Below are 16,897 nucleotides of genomic sequence, written 5' to 3' on the forward strand. Positions count from 1 at the left end.
AGCTTGTGACGCATCATGACTGTGAAATGGGATACATGACAATTAAATAAAGGCATCAATTTTGATGTTTAGACATTAGCTCGTCTTGACTTCAAGGGAGCGTCCATATATGTCACTGTTATCGCTTTATAAAGCCTAGTACTTAGTTCACTAAACTGCAAAAAATAGGATGGATGTCTGATTTATTTGAATGTGTTGTTAGTTTTCAATGTCTGAGCCAGTTTCCTCATCGGCACTTGGTTTAGATATTACCTTTTCAGCGATTTTCTCCGCTGAATTACCGCCTAAAATATTAGCATTCATTTCAGCGATTTCAGCGGCAAAATTACTGCCTAATATATTAGCGTTCATTGAGGCGATTTTAGCAGCTGAATTACCGCCTAAAATATTAGCATTCATTGCGCAGATTTCAGCGGCTGAGTTTATATTTAGACCATTTGCATTTATTGCCTTTGCTTGTGCAATCAATCGTTCTGTAGCAGAAAGGGTACTTTCATTATATATTCGAGTTTGAGAGTTAGCTCTTAACTTTTTGATCTCAGTGCTTAGCTTATTGACCTTACTATCTTTGTCTATACTCTTATTTTTCTCATTAGATAATTCAGATGCTAGCTCTTCAATTTTTGAAAGATGAAGTTCTTGCTCTCTATTAATCTCATCTATTTTAAGTTCTTGGATGGTAATTTCTGATGTTAAATTTCTAACAAATGAACCCATCTCATCAGCACTTCCTGCCATACGATTGAAGATAGTTAAAAAATAAGAAATTAATTCATTATTTGAAAAGTTTGGGTAACGTATTTTATGATCAATTTCGCTCCAACCTTCTTCAAAAATTGTTCTGACTTGAATTTCAGAAAATACTTTATTTAAAGTTGGTTGTGTAGATATAACATAATGAATAGAGCGATAACCTACAGGGTGATTTTTAACTTCACAAGAGTTGGCTTTATAGCTTTCAATAATTTTCCCTTCGTCACCTGAACGAATATATGCAACGGGAGCTTCTTCGGTTTTCCAATGCGCTAAAATATGCTCTTGAATATTCACCCATTCATATTTGAATAGATGCAGAACTCTGACTCCAATTAAATCTGTTATTATTTCTGTATAGTTTTCAGTATTTATTGATAGATATTTTTCACTTCCAAGAACACGCTTTCGGACAATTTTTTCAATTAAATGCTCAGGATCTTTTACCCTCCACCTTACAGAGTGTACCTGTGGGCATTTTTGTAAAATTTTAGCTAAATAGCTGGCTGCGTCATCTAAGCTTGTGACTTTAGCTGAATGATCTAATGCTATAGCCTTTAGCTCATCAAATTCTATTGCAGCTTTCTCCCAGTCCTCACGAGTAATTCGGTTATTTTCTAAAAAAAACTCTAATGATAAGTCCACAATACTCAAAACTAACAACTTTGTATCCGACATTTGTCGCTTTATAAACCGACAAATGTCCAAATATTACGAAGCATCTAATTTAACTAGCTAATAAGCACTTGTAAACAGCTAGTTAGCCGGCATTTAAGCTTCCTTAATGTAGAAATGCCCCAAAATGGTAGAGATCAGTAATATCGGACAAAAAAGTAATGAGCTATAAAAATAGGTGTAAGCGATATTATTAATAAGATAACTTACATTTTTCTCTAAGCTTTTGCCTTTAACCTAAAACAAAAAAGCCGCTGTTCATTGCAAACAGCGGCTTTCGTCTTAAGATTTACAAGCTTAAAGCTTGCTTAACTTAAAGTTGATTTTTATTGTTTACCAATTACTTCAAGTCCACCCATGTATGGGCGTAATACTTCTGGTACAACTACAGAGCCATCGGCTTGTTGGTAGTTTTCAAGTATGGCTACGAGTGTACGGCCAACGGCTAAGCCTGAACCATTTAGTGTATGTAGCAACTCTGGCTTTTTAACACCTTCACGGCGAAAACGTGCTTGCATTCTACGAGCCTGAAAATCGGCCATGTTTGAACATGATGAAATTTCGCGGTATGTGTCTTGTGCAGGTAACCATACTTCTAAATCGTATGTTTTAGCTGAGCCAAAGCCCATGTCGCCCATACATAAAATTACTTTTCGGTATGGTAGGTCAAGTGCTTGTAGTATTTGCTCTGCGTGACCTGTTAACTCTTCAAGCGTTGCCATTGAGTCTTCTGGTTTTACAAGCTGTACGAGTTCAACTTTATCAAACTGGTGTTGACGAATTAAGCCACGTGTATCGCGACCATAGCTGCCTGCTTCACTTCTGAAACAAGGAGTGTGAGCAACTAAGCGAATTGGTAAAGCGCTTTCATCGTAAATTTCGTCGCGGGCGCTGTTTGTAAGCGGTACTTCAGCTGTAGGAATTAAGCTAAAGCCGGCTTGTTGTTCGCCGTCGTCATTTACAAGGCCTAATGTATGAAACAAATCGCCCGCAAACTTAGGTAATTGGCTTGTGCCATAAAGGCTTGCGCTATTTACTAAGTACGGTACATACATTTCTGTGTAGCCGTTTTTGTCAGCGTGCGTATCTAGCATAAATTGCGTTAGTGCACGGTGCATACGCGCTACTTGGCCGCGCATTACAGTAAAGCGTGCGCCACTAATTTTAACGCCCATTTCAAAGTCTAAGCCGTTTAAGTCTTGGCCTACATCTACGTGGTCTTTAACTTCAAAATCGAATTTTTTAGGTGTGCCCCACGTTAAAATTTCAACGTTGTCGTCTTCGTCTTTGCCCGCTGGTACTGACTCGTCTGGCAAGTTTGGAATTGCTAAAGCAATGTCGTTAATTGCGGCTAATACTTCATCTTGCTCTGTTTTAGCGGCGTCTAGCTCACTGCCTAAGTTAGCCACTGCATCAAGTAGTGGCTGTGCGTCTTCGCCTTTAGCTTTGGCTTGACCAATTGCTTTTGCGCTTGCATTACGTTGACTTTGAAGTTCTTGCGTTTTTACTTGTAATGTTTTGCGTTTTTCTTCAAGTGCCGTTACCGTCGCTACATCGAGTTCGTAACCGCGCGCTGCTAAACGTGCTGCAGTTTGTTCGATGTCTTGACGTAAAAATTTAGAATCTAACATGTTAGTTTTTTAACCTTTTTGCATTACTAGCTGAAGGCCCAGCCAAGCCATAAAAATACACACCATCACGTTTAAGATGATATTGAGGGCCATTTTAATAAAGTGACCTTGTTGTAATAACAACAACGAGTCCATTGAGAATGTTGAAAAGGTGGTTAATGCACCTAAAAAGCCAATACCGATAAGGGTTTTAGCGGGGCTTGCGGTGATAATTTCTTTATCTATCAAACCGTACAAAATGCCCATTAACAATGAACCAAGAATATTAACCGTCAACGTGCCAAAAGGGAATCCCCTACCGAGGAGTTTTAGCATGCTTTCGCTAATAAAAAACCGTAAACACGCACCTGAGGCTCCGCCAAGGGCGATCATCATATAAAGTTTAATCATTTTCGTATCGTTTAAGTGGGCTTTGCGCATCGCGCTCTTTTAGGTAATCGAGTTTTTGTTTGATTTTTTGTTCAAGTCCGCGCTCGCTCGGTAAGTAATATTCTTTACCGTCCATTTCTGGTGGTAAATATTTTTCACCTGCGGCAAATGCGCCTTCTTCATTATGCGCATAACGGTACTCAGCGCCATACCCTAAGTCTTTCATTAAATTAGTTGGGGCATTACGTAAATGCTCTGGCACTGGGTAACTTGGCTCGTTTTGAGCGTCTGCTTTGGCTTGATTAAACGCCATATACACCGCATTACTTTTGGGTGCACTGGCTAAATACAATGTGGCTTGTGCAATTGCACGTTCGCCTTCGCCGGGCCCTACTCGCTGAAATATATCCCACGCATTTAAGGCCACTTCCATCGCGCGCGGATCGGCGTTACCTATATCCTCTGTTGCAATGGCAAGTAAACGCCTTGCTACATACAAAGGGTCGCCGCCACCAGCTAAAATTCGGCAATACCAATACAGCGCACCATCGGGGGAGCTACCACGTACTGATTTGTGAAAGGCTGATATTAAATCGTAAAACTCATCGCCGCCTTTATCGTATTTGGCTAAATGCGTCGGTAACACTTGGCTAAGTACGTGCTCATCTACGTTGTATTGACCGTTTTGCTCGGTTGTTAAATCAACCGCTTGTTCAAGTAAATTAAGCACTTTACGCGCATCGCCGCCACTTGCTTGGCATAGTGCCTTTTTAGCGTTATCGGCAATAGTTATGTGTTTTTGACTTAGCTGCTCGTCTTGTTTAAGTGCGCGCTCTATTACAGTGTATAAGTCGGTATCGGCAAGCGATTTTAAAACATACACGCGTGCACGCGACAATATAGCGTTATTAAGGGCAAACGATGGGTTTTCGGTGGTTGCACCTACAAATATAAAGGTGCCGTCTTCTATGTGCGGTAAAAATGCATCTTGCTGAGACTTATTAAAGCGATGAACCTCGTCAACAAACATAAGGGTGCGTTGGCCACGGCTTTCTAGGTTATCGCGCGCTTGCGTTACGCTGTCGCGTATATCTTTTACGCCTGCAGTTACCGCTGACATTTGAATAAGTGAGGCATCAGCATGGTTGGCAATTATTTGCGCAAGTGTTGTTTTACCTACACCCGGCGGCCCCCATAAAATTAAACTATGGCATCGACCCGCGACAATGGCTTGATGCAGTGGTTTATCAGCACTTAATAAGTGTTGCTGACCAATGTACTCATCAAGTGTTGTAGGGCGCATACGCGCAGCAAGTGGCCGTACATCGGGCCCAAAGTTAAAACCTAAATTACTCACCGTTACTCTGATCGTCTATTTCAACACCTTCAGGAGGCGTAAATTCAAAAGTGCTTTTATCAAGCGGCGTATTAACTTTGGCATTGTTAAACGTAAATGACGATAGCTGCCCTGAGTTGTCGGTAACGACTAGTTTAGCAAGGCCTTGCTCGTTACCCGCACCTGAAAACGCTATGTCAAGTTGTTCTACTTGGCTTTCTACGCCTTTATTTGGCGTTACACTAAAGCCTGTATTTGTTGCAAGTACGCTGTATTTTTCCCACTGTGCTGGGTCTTTTGATGTAAGTAGCACAAATGGTGTTGAGTCGATTAGACTGCTGGTTTTCATAATTGTTACTTGCTCAGCAAAGCTGTCGAAGTAATAGGTTTTATCACCGTTTGATACAAATAATGTATCGTCTGGGTTTGTTTGCTGCCAGCGAATCATCATAGGCTGTTGAAGCGCTATTGTGCCCTCGCCTTGCATAACCGCTTGGCCTTCTTTGTCTGTTACTTTTTGTGCAAACTGCGCTTTAAAGCTTTTTAAAGTGGCAAGTCTGTCTTGTAATGCTTGGCTGTCATCAGCAAAGCTTGGTGCGGCAAGTACGCTGCCTAACACTAATAATAAGGCGTTAAATTTTTTCATTAATTTGCTCCATTAGGTACTAATACATCGCGAGCGCCGTTATGACCTGGTGAACTCACGATACCCGATGTTTCCATTTGTTCGACTAAACGTGCTGCGCGGTTATAGCCAACACGCAGTTTACGTTGCACTGACGATACTGATACCTTGCCGGTTTCAATTACAAACGACACGGCTTCGTCGTATAACGGATCGTTCTCTTCGTCTGCATTTTCGCTTGCTTCACCTGGCAATAAAATATCTTCACTGGCATCACCATTGAGTATTTCATCAACGTAATTTGGCTTAGCACGCGCTTTCCAATCGTTTACAACGGCATGTACTTCGTGATCGTCTACAAACGCGCCATGTACACGCTCTGGTACACTAGTGCCTGGTGGTAAATAAAGCATATCGCCCATACCCAGTAAGTTTTCTGCGCCTTGTTGGTCAAGTATGGTACGCGAGTCTATTTTGCTAGACACCTGAAACGCCATACGTGTTGGTATATTTGCTTTAATTAAACCGGTTATTACATCTACCGAAGGGCGCTGCGTTGCCAGTATTAAATGAATACCTGCCGCACGTGCTTTTTGGGCTATGCGGGCAATCAGCTCTTCTACTTTTTTACCAACAATCATCATCATGTCGGCAAATTCGTCAATTACTACAACAATACTTGGTAACTTACCAAGTTCTTCCGGGCCTTCTTTCATGCCATCGGTGTCTTTAAATAATGGATCAAGAATTGGGTAACCCGCTTCATTGGCTTCAAGCACTTTTTGGTTGTAACCTTTTAAGTTACGCACACCCAATGCTGACATTAATTTATAACGACGTTCCATTTCGCCCACACACCAACGCAGTGCGTTGGCGGCTTCTTTCATGTCGGTGACTACTTCACACAATAAATGCGGAATGCCTTCGTATACTGATAGCTCAAGCATTTTAGGGTCAATCATAATCATACGTACATCGTCAGGGCCCGATTTGTAAAGCAAGCTTACTATCATGACATTAACGCCCACTGATTTACCTGAACCAGTTGTACCGGCCACCAGTAAGTGTGGCATTTTACCTAAATCAGCACATACCGGCTGACCGGCAATGTCTTTACCTAGCACCATGGTAAGTGGCGATGGATTTTGCTCGAATTTAGGTGCGTTTATTACTTCTGACAAACGTACTATTTCGCGGTGTTTATTAGGAAGCTCAATACCAACATATGTTTTACCCGGTATAACTTCTACAACACGCACACTAATTGCCGAAAGCGAACGGGCTAAATCTTTTGCTAAACCTGTAATTTTAGACACTTTAATACCTGGCGCTAAATCTAGCTCAAAGCGTGTAACAACAGGGCCTGGGTATACCGCTACAACTTTAGCTTGTACGTTAAAGTCGAGTAGTTTTGTCTCTACTAGGCGCGATACTGTATCGAGCTCTTCTTGCGAAATTGGGTTTTTCGCTTTGTCCGGTCTGTCGAGTAAATCGAGCGACGGTAATGGCCCCGGTGGTGGTTCTTGCGTTAATAATTGCTCAAACTTCTCTTTAGCCGTTGGCGGTGGTTGATATTGCGCTTTTGATTTAGGCATTGGTCTTGCTGGCGATACCACTGTTGTAACTGGTTTTTCTGGCTCTACAACTGGGCTTTGGTCAAGCGCGTTTAGCGCAGCGGCCGTGTCCATTGGTTCGTCGTCTATGGCGCTAAAGCCAATTTCTTGATCGAGTATGTCGTCAAGCTCGTCAAACGGCATAAACTCGTCACTAATTTGAGGCTCATTAAACGGTGTTTGCGGTTTATTAATTGCTTTTTGTTTCTCTGCTTTTTTAGCTGATGTAGGCAGCTCTATTTGCTCTTTTATATCGTCTTCAAAATGGGCGTCTATTTCATCGTAATTATTTGCTTTGCCCGCAGCGTGTTCTCGGTGCATCCAACCTTTTGCGTACGATACAATAAAGCGGTAAAACCTAACCATTAAATCGCCAAGGTAATCTACAAAATCAACCCACGATACACCCGTTAATAAGGTAAGCCCGGCAAAAAAGAAACACAGCAATAATATAGATGTACCGGTAAAGTTAAACGCAGGCATCATGGCTGATGCAATAACATCGCCCACTACCCCACCAGAGGAAAAGTTATAAATATCGTCAAAATTGATACTACTAATAGCGGTAGCTGAGGTAATAAATAAAGCAAAACCAATAACACGCAGCGCTAAGGTGGTGTAATCAAGCTGTAAAATGCGGTGAGGTTGTTTAAATAGCAAGTAGCCAAATAGCTGAATGGCCGCTGGCACTAAGTAAGCCAACCAACCAAAGGTGAGTAATAAAATGTCGGCTATCCATGCACCGGCTGCTCCTGTGATGTTGCTTACTTCGCTAAAACTAGTTTGCGACCATGCAGCATCTGCTGGATCAAAGCTGATCAAGGCACATAAAATAAATATTGCCGTAAAGGTGCTGATAATCAGCCCTGTTTCTAATAGTCTTTGCACACCGTTTAGGCGCATAGTTCCCTATTCCTCTTTATTATTCTATTTTTATTCACACTTACTTAGCAGTGAAATACCTTAGCAGGAAATGCAATTTGTTGCACTTTATCTTAACCTTGATGGCCTGATTATGAACAAGTTTTTATAATTTGAGCTTATATAAGCAAATGACGCAGCTAATATAAATAACCTTAAGTAATATAAGGACGAATAATTACGCCTTCTTCACCTTTTACTTCTTCCATTACTACATAAGTTCGGCTTTCACTAACGTTAGGCAATTTTAATAATATGTCACCTAATACACCACGGTATTCTGACATATCATTTACGCGCGTTTTAAGTAAAAAATCAAAATTACCCGATACTAAATGACATTCGATAATTTCTTCGTGCTTTTTAACGGCCGCACTAAACTCATCAAATACGTCGGGAGATGTTTTAGTAATTGTTACTTCTACATACACCGATAAACCTTGCCCAAGCTTAGCTGGATCGACCACTGCTTTATAGCCAAGTATGTAGCCTTCTCGTTCTAGCTTTTTCACTCGCTCCAGACAGGGCGTGGCGCTTAGGCCAACTCGTCTGGCCAGTTCAACGTTTGAAAGGCGTCCATCGTGCTGTAATTCCATTAAAATTTTACGGTCAATTCTATCTAATAACTGATGCATAGTGCCAACTAGTTTTTTATGCTGTTTATTTTTGTTATATAGATGATAACACTAGATTTGACTTTAAAAAAGGTGAGACACACGGGCTTATGATGAATATAATAGTGAAAAATGTTAATCCGTTCTTAATAAGGCAAATGATATGATTATTGGTGTTCCTAAAGAAATTAAAAACCATGAATACCGTGTAGGTATGGTTCCTGCGAGTGTTCGTGAATTAGTAAACCACGGTCATCAAGTGATTGTAGAAACTGATGCAGGCATGGGTATTGGTTTTACTAACGAAGATTACACGCTAGCGGGTGCTGAAATTTTAGCAACTGCTGCTGACGTTTTCGCTAAAGCAGACATGATTGTAAAAGTAAAAGAGCCACAAGCTGTTGAACGTGCAATGCTACGTGAAGACCAAATTCTTTTCACTTACTTACACCTTGCACCTGATCTTCCACAAACTGAAGACCTTGTAAAAAGCAAAGCTATTTGTATTGCATACGAAACTGTAACTGACTCTCGCGGTGGTTTACCGCTTCTTGCTCCTATGAGCGAAGTTGCTGGTCGTATGTCTATTCAAGCTGGTGCACAAGCGCTTGAAAAATCTAACCACGGTCGTGGCATGCTACTAGGTGGCGTACCAGGCGTTGAAGCAGCTAAAGTTGTTATCATTGGCGGCGGCATGGTTGGTCGTAGTGCAGCGCAAATGGCTGTTGGTCTTGGTGCTGAAGTTGTCGTTCTTGACCGTAACATCGACGTATTACGTGCACTAGACGCGCAATTTGGTAATAAAGTTAAAGCTATTTACTCAACTGCTGATGCTCTAGAAAAACACGTACTAGAAGCTGATTTAGTAATTGGTGGCGTACTAATCCCAGGTGCAGCTGCACCTAAACTAGTAACTGCTGAGCACATTAAAGCAATGAAACCTGGTTCTGCAATTGTTGACGTTGCAATCGACCAAGGTGGCTGTATTGCTACTTCTAAAGCAACTACGCATGCTGATCCTACTTTCATCGTTGATGAAGTTGTTCACTACTGTGTTGCTAACATGCCAGGTGCTGTTCCACGCACATCTACGTTTGCACTTAACAATGCAACATTGCCTTTCATCATTAACCTTGCAAACAAAGGTTATAAAAAGGCGTTACTAGATGACGCTCACTTCTTAAAAGGCTTAAACGTAATTAAAGGCCAAGTAACTTACAAAGAAGTAGCAGAAGCGTTCAACATGGAATATGTTGACCCACGCACAGCGGTAGAAAACGCATAATTTAGCGTTTTGTAGTTAGGTTGGTATTAAGCAATGTAGCTACCTAACTACAACCCATAAAAAAAGCAGCTAATTAGCTGCTTTTTTTGTATTTAAATTTCAGATTTATATAAGCTTATTTAGATAAAACGCTTAATTATAAAATCTACTTTTACGCGCTTAGCTTGGCCAAGTAGTTTTTTAACTGGCTGCGGATAATCATCCATCGTTTCTAAATCATCTGGGCCTGTTAAACGTCGGCAGTGTTGTAAAATTTCCTGCTTTTCGTTATCAATAGCATCCATAATTGTTTGCTCTGGATCTTCTATTAAAATACCGTTTTCGATATCAAGACCCCATGCACGCGGATTTAAGTTATGCCCGCTCAGTAAATGCTTTGTTCTATCTGAACAAATACCTTTTAAATGAAACGAATTGCTTTCATCTTTCCACAGGTACACATTTAAATTACCGTTATCGATATGACGCTTTTGCGTTTTTACAAATTTATGCAAAATAGTTTCGTATAAATAAGGTAATGCCCCTATTTTACTAAACGGCTCGCTTGGCGGTAAATAAAAGTCATTTGCTGTTTTATCGCCTACAACAATAGTCACTTGCTTGCCTTGCTTTAATAATCGGCGCAGTGATCGCATAAGCGGTGCCGGAAAATTGAAGTATGGCGTATACAACACAAGCTCTTGCTCTGTTGTATCAAATAACGCTTTTATTAAACGATTTAACTCGTTATTGCGACGCCCAAGCCCTAAAAACAAGCGAATACCTAATGCTTGCGTATTTAGCTGCTCTGCTGCGTTATAACTTGCGACTTTTAAATCACGCATTAATTGCTTTTGATCAAGCTTAAAGTCGTGCAAACGCTTAAGCGGTCGCGTGTCTATACGTGGCACAGCCACTGATGAGAGTAGCTTTGCCTCAATAAAATCAACTACTGAGTCACACAGTTCGCTCTGCGTTATTAAAAAGTAGCGATCGAGTCTGTAGCGTTCGTTATGCTGCAAGTACACGTTATTTAAACTTGCGCCGCTGTAAAGTAAGGTGTCGTCAATTACAAAACCTTTTAAATGCAATACGCCAAATAATTCTTTAGCTTTTACAGGTACGCCATAAACTTGTACGTTCGATTTAAACTTTTCTAAATCGTCACAATATAAACTTGCGTTACCGTCTGATTTATCAGCGCCAATTAATCCACGTTGCGCACGATGAAAATCCACCAGCACTTTTACCTCAAGTGCGGGGTTTGCCAATGACACACGATGCAGCGCTTCTAAAATTTCGCGACCTGCTTCGTCATCTTGTAAATACAACGCAGTAATATAAATTCGTTTTTTTGCGTTCGCTATCAAGCGTAGCAATTGCGTTCGGTAATCTTGCGCATTGGTTAAGACGTTAACGTCTTTTGAAGTCAACCCGAATGCGGGTTTTTCCTGCCAAAATAACATAGTTGCCTATTTGCTTAGGTCACATAATCTATCAGTGACAAATAAAATTAGGTAAAACATAACAAAAAAATTCAAAGGGGTCATGAAATAACGCTGTTTTGTTGCCTGTTAGTCTATTTATTGAGCTACTTAGGCATTTTAACTGTAAAAGCATAGAGCTCTAGTACACAATACTGCACAGCTTTTCGATTTGATAAAAAAAATAATCGCGGATTTTGTTTACATCTGCCTTGTTTTTCTTAGAATCAAGCGCATTAATGAGCATATTGAACACCGTATTAAACGTTTAGGAAAAATAATGACTGAAGCAAAACATTGTAAGCTACTAATTTTAGGCTCTGGCCCAGCTGGTTATACTGCCGCAGTATATGCAGCACGTGCAAATTTAAACCCTGTTTTAATTACAGGCATTCAACAAGGTGGCCAATTAACAACCACAACTGAAGTTGAAAACTGGCCTGGTGATGCACACGGTTTAACAGGTCCTGCGTTAATGGATCGTATGAAAGAGCACGCTGAGCGCTTTGAAACTGAAATCATATTCGATCACATCAATAAAGTAGATGTATCTAAGCGCCCTTTCACACTAACTGGCGACCAAGGTACTTACACATGTGATGCATTAATCATTGCAACGGGTGCTTCTGCTAAGTATTTAGGTCTTGAGTCTGAAACTAAATTTCAGGGTCGTGGTGTTTCGGCTTGTGCTACTTGTGACGGTTTTTTCTATAAAGGTCAAAAAGTAGCGGTTGTTGGTGGTGGTAATACAGCGGTTGAAGAAGCGCTTTACCTATCTAACATTGCTGACGAAGTACATGTTATTCATCGTCGTGACAGTTTCCGCAGTGAAAAAATACTTGCTGATCGCCTTGCTGAAAAAGCAGCTAACGGTAACGTAGTAATGCATTACAACCGCACGCTTGACGAAGTATTAGGCGATCAAATGGGTGTAACAGGCGTTCGTATTAAAGATGCAAACTCTGATGCAACTGAAGAGCTAGATTTAGCCGGCGTATTTATTGCTATTGGCCACAAGCCAAATACAGATATGTTTGTTGGTCAACTAGAAATGAAAGATGGCTACTTAGTTGTAGAGTCTGGTCTTCACGGTAACGCGACTCAAACAAGCGTAGAAGGCGTTTTTGCTGCAGGTGATGTGTCTGACCACATTTACCGTCAAGCAATCACATCTGCGGGTACAGGCTGTATGGCTGCCCTTGATGCAGAGCGTTTCTTAGATAATTTATAAGCAATTAAATAAATTATTATAGGGCTGATTATTCAGCCCTTTTTTTATGCCTAAAATATAGTTACACTTTTACGATCAATTATAAAATAAGTACTGTATGAGAAATCAGCTATACCAATTAAGCGAAAACGATATAGCATTCCCCAATCCGGAATACGCATTAGAATCCCCTGATGGCTTGTTAGCAATTGGCGGAGATTTGAGTTTACCTCGCCTAAGTAATGCCTACAAAAGCGGAATATTCCCTTGGTTTAGCGAAGATGAGCCTATTATGTGGTGGTCGCCTAGCGAGCGAGGCATTTTTGAGCTTAATGATTTTCATATAAGTAAGAGCCTGCGTAAGCATTTAAAAAAGCACCCTGTAAGAGTAACCATTAATAATGCCTTTGAAGAGGTGATAGAAGCCTGTCGCGATCAACGCCTTGATACCGATGGCACCTGGATCACCTCTGACATGCTCGACGCTTACGTTAATGCACACAATGCTGGCATTGCACATAGTTTAGAGGTGTGGAGTAACGGAGAGCTTGCAGGTGGCTTATACGGCATTATGCAAAATGGTGTTTTTTGTGGAGAGTCGATGTTTCATCATCAAACCAATTGCTCTAAGCTTGCTATGTGGGCACTGGTAAATTGGCTTAAACGCCATAATGCACATTTTATTGATTGCCAGTTAGAAAACCCTTATTTAATGACCCTGGGTGCACAAGTAATCCCCCGTTCCACATTTTTGACTAAACTAAAAGCGGCACATAACTATACTGTTAACCCTATTATGTGGGAGCCACAAGAACTTGACGCAATCTATGAATGAGCAACTTCCTGCACGTGTTGGTTTAACCCAAGAGTTTGACTGTAGTTATTTACCCAACAGACAAGAGCAACTTTTAGTTATTCTTGATCCCAGTTGCTACAGCACCGACAAATTTGAGTCATTATTAGGCTTAGGGTTTCGTCGCAGTGGTAACCAAATATACCGTCCGCACTGCCCAATATGCAGCGCATGTAGTTCTGTACGTGTATTAGCACAAGACTTTATGCCCTCAAAATCGCAAAAACGTAAACTAAACAAAGCAAAAACACAGTTTGAGGTAAAATATTCAACGCAAGAGCGACCTGAGTATTATCCGCTCTATAGTAAATACATAACGATGCGTCATCAGGATGGAAGTATGTATCCTCCTGAAAAAGAACAGTTTCAAAGTTTTTTGCTTTGTAGTTGGCTCAAGATCACATTTATTGAACTGTGGCACCAAGATACTTTAGTCGCAGTTGCCGTAACTGATTGTATGAATAGCGCTATTTCTGCAATTTATACCTTTTTCGACCCCGACTTTGAACACTATAGTTTAGGCTCTGTGATGATATTAGAGCAGCTAAAGTTTGCTAAAGAGCAAAATAAGCAATACGTGTACTTGGGCTATCAAATTGATGAATGCGACAAAATGAAGTACAAAACTCAGTTTTTACCTGCTCAAAAACAGCTCAATGATGAGTGGGTGGCTATTTAATTTGCAAATATAGCCCCTGCGCCTTTACTTATTGGAGTATTTTGGGCAAAATCTGCAGCGTTTAACTATTAAAGAGGTGTTACGCTAAACATGGCGAAAGAAGACGTAATCGAAATGCAAGGCACAGTCCTTGATACTTTACCAAATACAATGTTCCGAGTTGAGCTAGAAAATGGTCACGTAGTTGTGGCTCATATTTCAGGCAAAATGCGCAAAAACTATATCCGTATTTTAACCGGCGATAAAGTAACGGTAGAAATGACTCCTTACGATTTATCAAAGGGTCGTATCGTATTCCGTGCTCGCTAAGTAAGTGCGTAAACGAGATTTAGTTTTTGGCTAGTGTTTTACTAGCTTTAAGCGTTTATTAAATGTAATTGATAGACATTGACTAGCAATTACATTTAATAAACAAAAAGCCCAGTTTTTACTGGGTTTTTTGTTGCCTATAAAAAGGGCAAAAAAATGGCCCGCTATTATGTAGCGGGCCATTTTATTTAACTAAATTATTTAATTAACGTTTTACGCTGGTGTTAAATTACTCTCGTAATCAAAGCGAATCTTCTTGTCTTTAACTGATACTTTAACCGTACCGCCATCAACAAGTTCACCAAACAGTATTTCGTTAGCTAATTGCTTTTTAAGCTCTTCTTGAATAACACGTGCCATTGGACGTGCACCCATTGCTTTATCGTAGCCTTTATCTGCCAACCACTCACGTGCTTTAGACGTAAGCTCAAGGTTAACTGATTTTTTATCAAGCTGCGCTTGCAGTTCCACAATAAACTTATCAACCACCAGTAAAATAACTTCACGTTCAAGGTGATTAAACCAAATGATGTTATCTAAACGGTTTCTAAATTCGGGTGAAAATACTTTATTAATTGCACCCATTGCATCGTGCGTATGATCTTGCTCTGTAAAACCAATCGACTTACGCGTAGTTTCTTGTACGCCCGCATTGGTAGTCATTACAACCACTACATTTCTAAAGTCAGCTTTACGGCCGTTATTATCGGTCAACGTACCGTGATCCATAACCTGTAGCAAAATGTTGTAAATGTCTGGATGCGCTTTTTCAATCTCATCTAAAAGTACAACAGCATGTGGATTTTTAATAACTGCTTCTGTTAATAAACCACCTTGCTCAAAACCAACATACCCTGGTGGAGCACCAATTAATCGACTAATTGCATGGCGTTCTACATATTCCGACATATCAAAACGAATAAACTCAACACCCATACATTTAGCAAGTTGCTTAGTTACTTCGGTTTTACCCACACCGGTAGGCCCTGCAAACAAAAACGAACCTACTGGCTTTTCTTCGCTCGATAAACCAGAGCGAGATAAACGAATAGCTGATGTAAGTGCGTCAATAGATTGATCTTGCCCAAACACGAGCATTTTAAGGTTACGGTCTAAGTTTTTAAGCGTTTCTTTATCTGTCGACGAGACGCTTTGCGCTGGGATACGTGCCATTTTAGATATAATTAGTTCTATATCTGCCACGCCAATGGTTTTTTTACGTTTAGAGCTAGGTTGCAGGCGCTGACTTGCACCGGCTTCATCAATTACATCAATTGCTTTATCTGGCAAGTGACGCTCATTAATGTATTTAGCACTGAGCTCTGCAGCTGCTTTTAGTGCTTTTTGAGTGTAACGAATACCATGGTGCTCTTCGTAACGCTCTTTTAAGCCATTTAATATTTTAGTGGTGTCGGCAACACTTGGCTCAAGTACATCAATTTTTTGAAAGCGACGTACTAATGCACGGTCTTTCTCAAAAATATTTTTATACTCGTTGTAAGTTGTTGAACCCATACAACGTAGCTTACCACTTGAAAGGAGTGGTTTAAGCAAGTTTGATGCGTCCATAACACCACCAGACGCCGCGCCGGCACCAATTATGGTATGTATTTCATCAATAAATAAAATAGAGCCTGGTTCGGCTTGTAGCTCTTTTAGTAAGCTTTTAAAGCGCTTTTCAAAGTCGCCGCGGTATTTAGTACCCGCAAGCAATGCCCCCATATCTAGCGAATACACAACAGCATCTGCAATTACTTCTGGTACTTGCTTATTAACAATGCGATACGCTAAGCCTTCAGCAATGGCTGTTTTACCAACGCCCGCTTCACCTACAAGTAATGGGTTATTCTTTTTACGACGACACAATACTTGTACCGTGCGCTCTACTTCGCTGTCGCGTCCGATCAGTGGATCGATGTTACCTTCACGAGCTTGAACGTTTAAGTTAGTTGTAAAGCTGTCTAGCTTGCTTGCTTCTTCATTTTGAACTTCTTGCACTTCATCATGAATATCGTCGCTGTCGTTGCCTAATTCATCATCTGCTTTAGAAATACCATGCGAAATAAAGTTAACGATGTCTAAACGCGATACATCATGCTTTTTAAGTAAATATACAGCTTGGCTTTCTTGCTCAGAAAAAATAGCAACTAGCACATTCACGCCAGTGACTTCATTTTTACCTGACGATTGCACATGGAACACAGCGCGTTGTAATACACGTTGAAAGCCAAGTGTTGGCTGAGTTTCACGCTCTTCTTCTAAATCTGGAATGACGGGTGTTGTTTCGTCAATAAATTCTAATAATTCGGTTTTTAAACCAGAAATATTAACACCACACGCGTTTAGGGCTTCTCCTGCAGAAGGATTATCTAACAGCGCAAGTAAAAGGTGCTCTACGGTCATAAACTCATGACGGCGAGTGCGCGCTTCACGAAACGCGGCATTTAATGTGAGTTCTAAGTCTTTGTTTAGCATTGGCAACCCCTTACTGAGATAATAATTTATACCACAACAATCGGATGTTTGATCACCCTAATTGGTATTTATACCAATTGTATTAA

At 40.6% G+C, this 16,897-nt stretch carries 14 protein-coding genes; 5 read left to right on the forward strand and 9 right to left on the reverse strand.

The window, feature by feature from the left end:
- Window positions 1-198: 198 nt before the first annotated feature.
- From I6F44_RS07955 to lrp, 7 genes are all read right to left on the reverse strand, one after another.
- Window positions 199-1,431, reverse strand: a complete 1,233-nt coding sequence (locus I6F44_RS07955; RefSeq protein WP_197173548.1) for a RelA/SpoT domain-containing protein — start codon at window positions 1,429-1,431, stop codon at window positions 199-201.
- 323 nt (window positions 1,432-1,754) lie between these two features.
- Window positions 1,755-3,059: a serine--tRNA ligase gene (gene serS, locus I6F44_RS07960; RefSeq protein ID WP_197173549.1), complete on the reverse strand. Its 1,305-nt coding sequence runs from the start codon at window positions 3,057-3,059 to the stop codon at window positions 1,755-1,757.
- A 9-nt stretch (window positions 3,060-3,068) separates the two neighbouring features.
- Entirely contained in the window at window positions 3,069-3,449 is a 381-nt protein-coding gene (gene crcB / locus I6F44_RS07965) for a fluoride efflux transporter CrcB (protein WP_021032117.1), read from the reverse strand.
- Window positions 3,442-4,785, reverse strand: a complete 1,344-nt coding sequence (locus I6F44_RS07970; RefSeq protein ID WP_197173550.1) for a replication-associated recombination protein A — start codon at window positions 4,783-4,785, stop codon at window positions 3,442-3,444. Before I6F44_RS07970 ends, crcB begins: the two co-directional genes overlap by 8 nt.
- Window positions 4,778-5,410: an outer membrane lipoprotein chaperone LolA gene (gene lolA, locus I6F44_RS07975; protein ID WP_101163086.1), complete on the reverse strand. Its 633-nt coding sequence runs from the start codon at window positions 5,408-5,410 to the stop codon at window positions 4,778-4,780. The genes I6F44_RS07970 and lolA overlap by 8 nt, the downstream gene beginning before the upstream one ends.
- Window positions 5,410-7,905 carry a DNA translocase FtsK gene (locus I6F44_RS07980; protein ID WP_024594166.1) on the reverse strand — a complete coding sequence of 832 codons (2,496 nt, stop codon included), beginning with the start codon at window positions 7,903-7,905 and terminating at the stop codon, window positions 5,410-5,412. The genes lolA and I6F44_RS07980 overlap by 1 nt, the downstream gene beginning before the upstream one ends.
- 173 nt (window positions 7,906-8,078) lie before the next feature.
- Window positions 8,079-8,558 (reverse strand): leucine-responsive transcriptional regulator Lrp, encoded by a 480-nt coding sequence (gene lrp / locus I6F44_RS07985; protein WP_007582985.1) that lies wholly within the window; start codon window positions 8,556-8,558, stop codon window positions 8,079-8,081.
- Between the two features lie 142 nt (window positions 8,559-8,700).
- Here lrp and ald point away from each other — a divergent pair, with 142 nt between their 5' ends.
- Entirely contained in the window at window positions 8,701-9,822 is a 1,122-nt protein-coding gene (gene ald, locus I6F44_RS07990) for an alanine dehydrogenase (RefSeq protein WP_010552621.1), read from the forward strand.
- A 119-nt stretch (window positions 9,823-9,941) separates the two neighbouring features.
- Here the strand turns inward: ald and pssA are convergent, their stop codons facing one another.
- Window positions 9,942-11,267 carry a CDP-diacylglycerol--serine O-phosphatidyltransferase gene (gene pssA / locus I6F44_RS07995; protein ID WP_197173551.1) on the reverse strand — a complete coding sequence of 442 codons (1,326 nt, stop codon included), beginning with the start codon at window positions 11,265-11,267 and terminating at the stop codon, window positions 9,942-9,944.
- A gap of 298 nt (window positions 11,268-11,565) precedes the next feature.
- On the opposite strand from pssA, the gene trxB reads away from it, so the two are divergent.
- From trxB to infA, 4 genes are all read left to right on the forward strand, one after another.
- Window positions 11,566-12,516, forward strand: a complete 951-nt coding sequence (trxB, locus tag I6F44_RS08000; protein WP_197173552.1) for a thioredoxin-disulfide reductase — start codon at window positions 11,566-11,568, stop codon at window positions 12,514-12,516.
- Window positions 12,517-12,613: 97 nt separating this feature from the next.
- Entirely contained in the window at window positions 12,614-13,330 is a 717-nt protein-coding gene (gene aat / locus I6F44_RS08005; RefSeq protein WP_197173553.1) for a leucyl/phenylalanyl-tRNA--protein transferase, read from the forward strand.
- The gene (locus I6F44_RS08010; RefSeq protein WP_010552618.1) at window positions 13,323-14,027 is read left to right on the forward strand and encodes an arginyltransferase; all 705 of its coding nucleotides are present in this window, start codon (window positions 13,323-13,325) and stop codon (window positions 14,025-14,027) included. Before aat ends, I6F44_RS08010 begins: the two co-directional genes overlap by 8 nt.
- A 90-nt stretch (window positions 14,028-14,117) precedes the next feature.
- Window positions 14,118-14,336 carry a translation initiation factor IF-1 gene (gene infA, locus I6F44_RS08015; RefSeq protein WP_002962494.1) on the forward strand — a complete coding sequence of 73 codons (219 nt, stop codon included), beginning with the start codon at window positions 14,118-14,120 and terminating at the stop codon, window positions 14,334-14,336.
- 213 nt (window positions 14,337-14,549) lie between these two features.
- On the opposite strand, the gene clpA is transcribed toward infA, so the two are convergent.
- The gene (gene clpA, locus I6F44_RS08020; RefSeq protein WP_007585108.1) at window positions 14,550-16,811 is read right to left on the reverse strand and encodes an ATP-dependent Clp protease ATP-binding subunit ClpA; all 2,262 of its coding nucleotides are present in this window, start codon (window positions 16,809-16,811) and stop codon (window positions 14,550-14,552) included.
- Between the last annotated feature and the right edge of the window lie 86 nt (window positions 16,812-16,897).

Source organism: Pseudoalteromonas sp. NZS11_1, assembly GCF_015864275.1.
Classification (GTDB): domain Bacteria; phylum Pseudomonadota; class Gammaproteobacteria; order Enterobacterales; family Alteromonadaceae; genus Pseudoalteromonas; species Pseudoalteromonas arctica.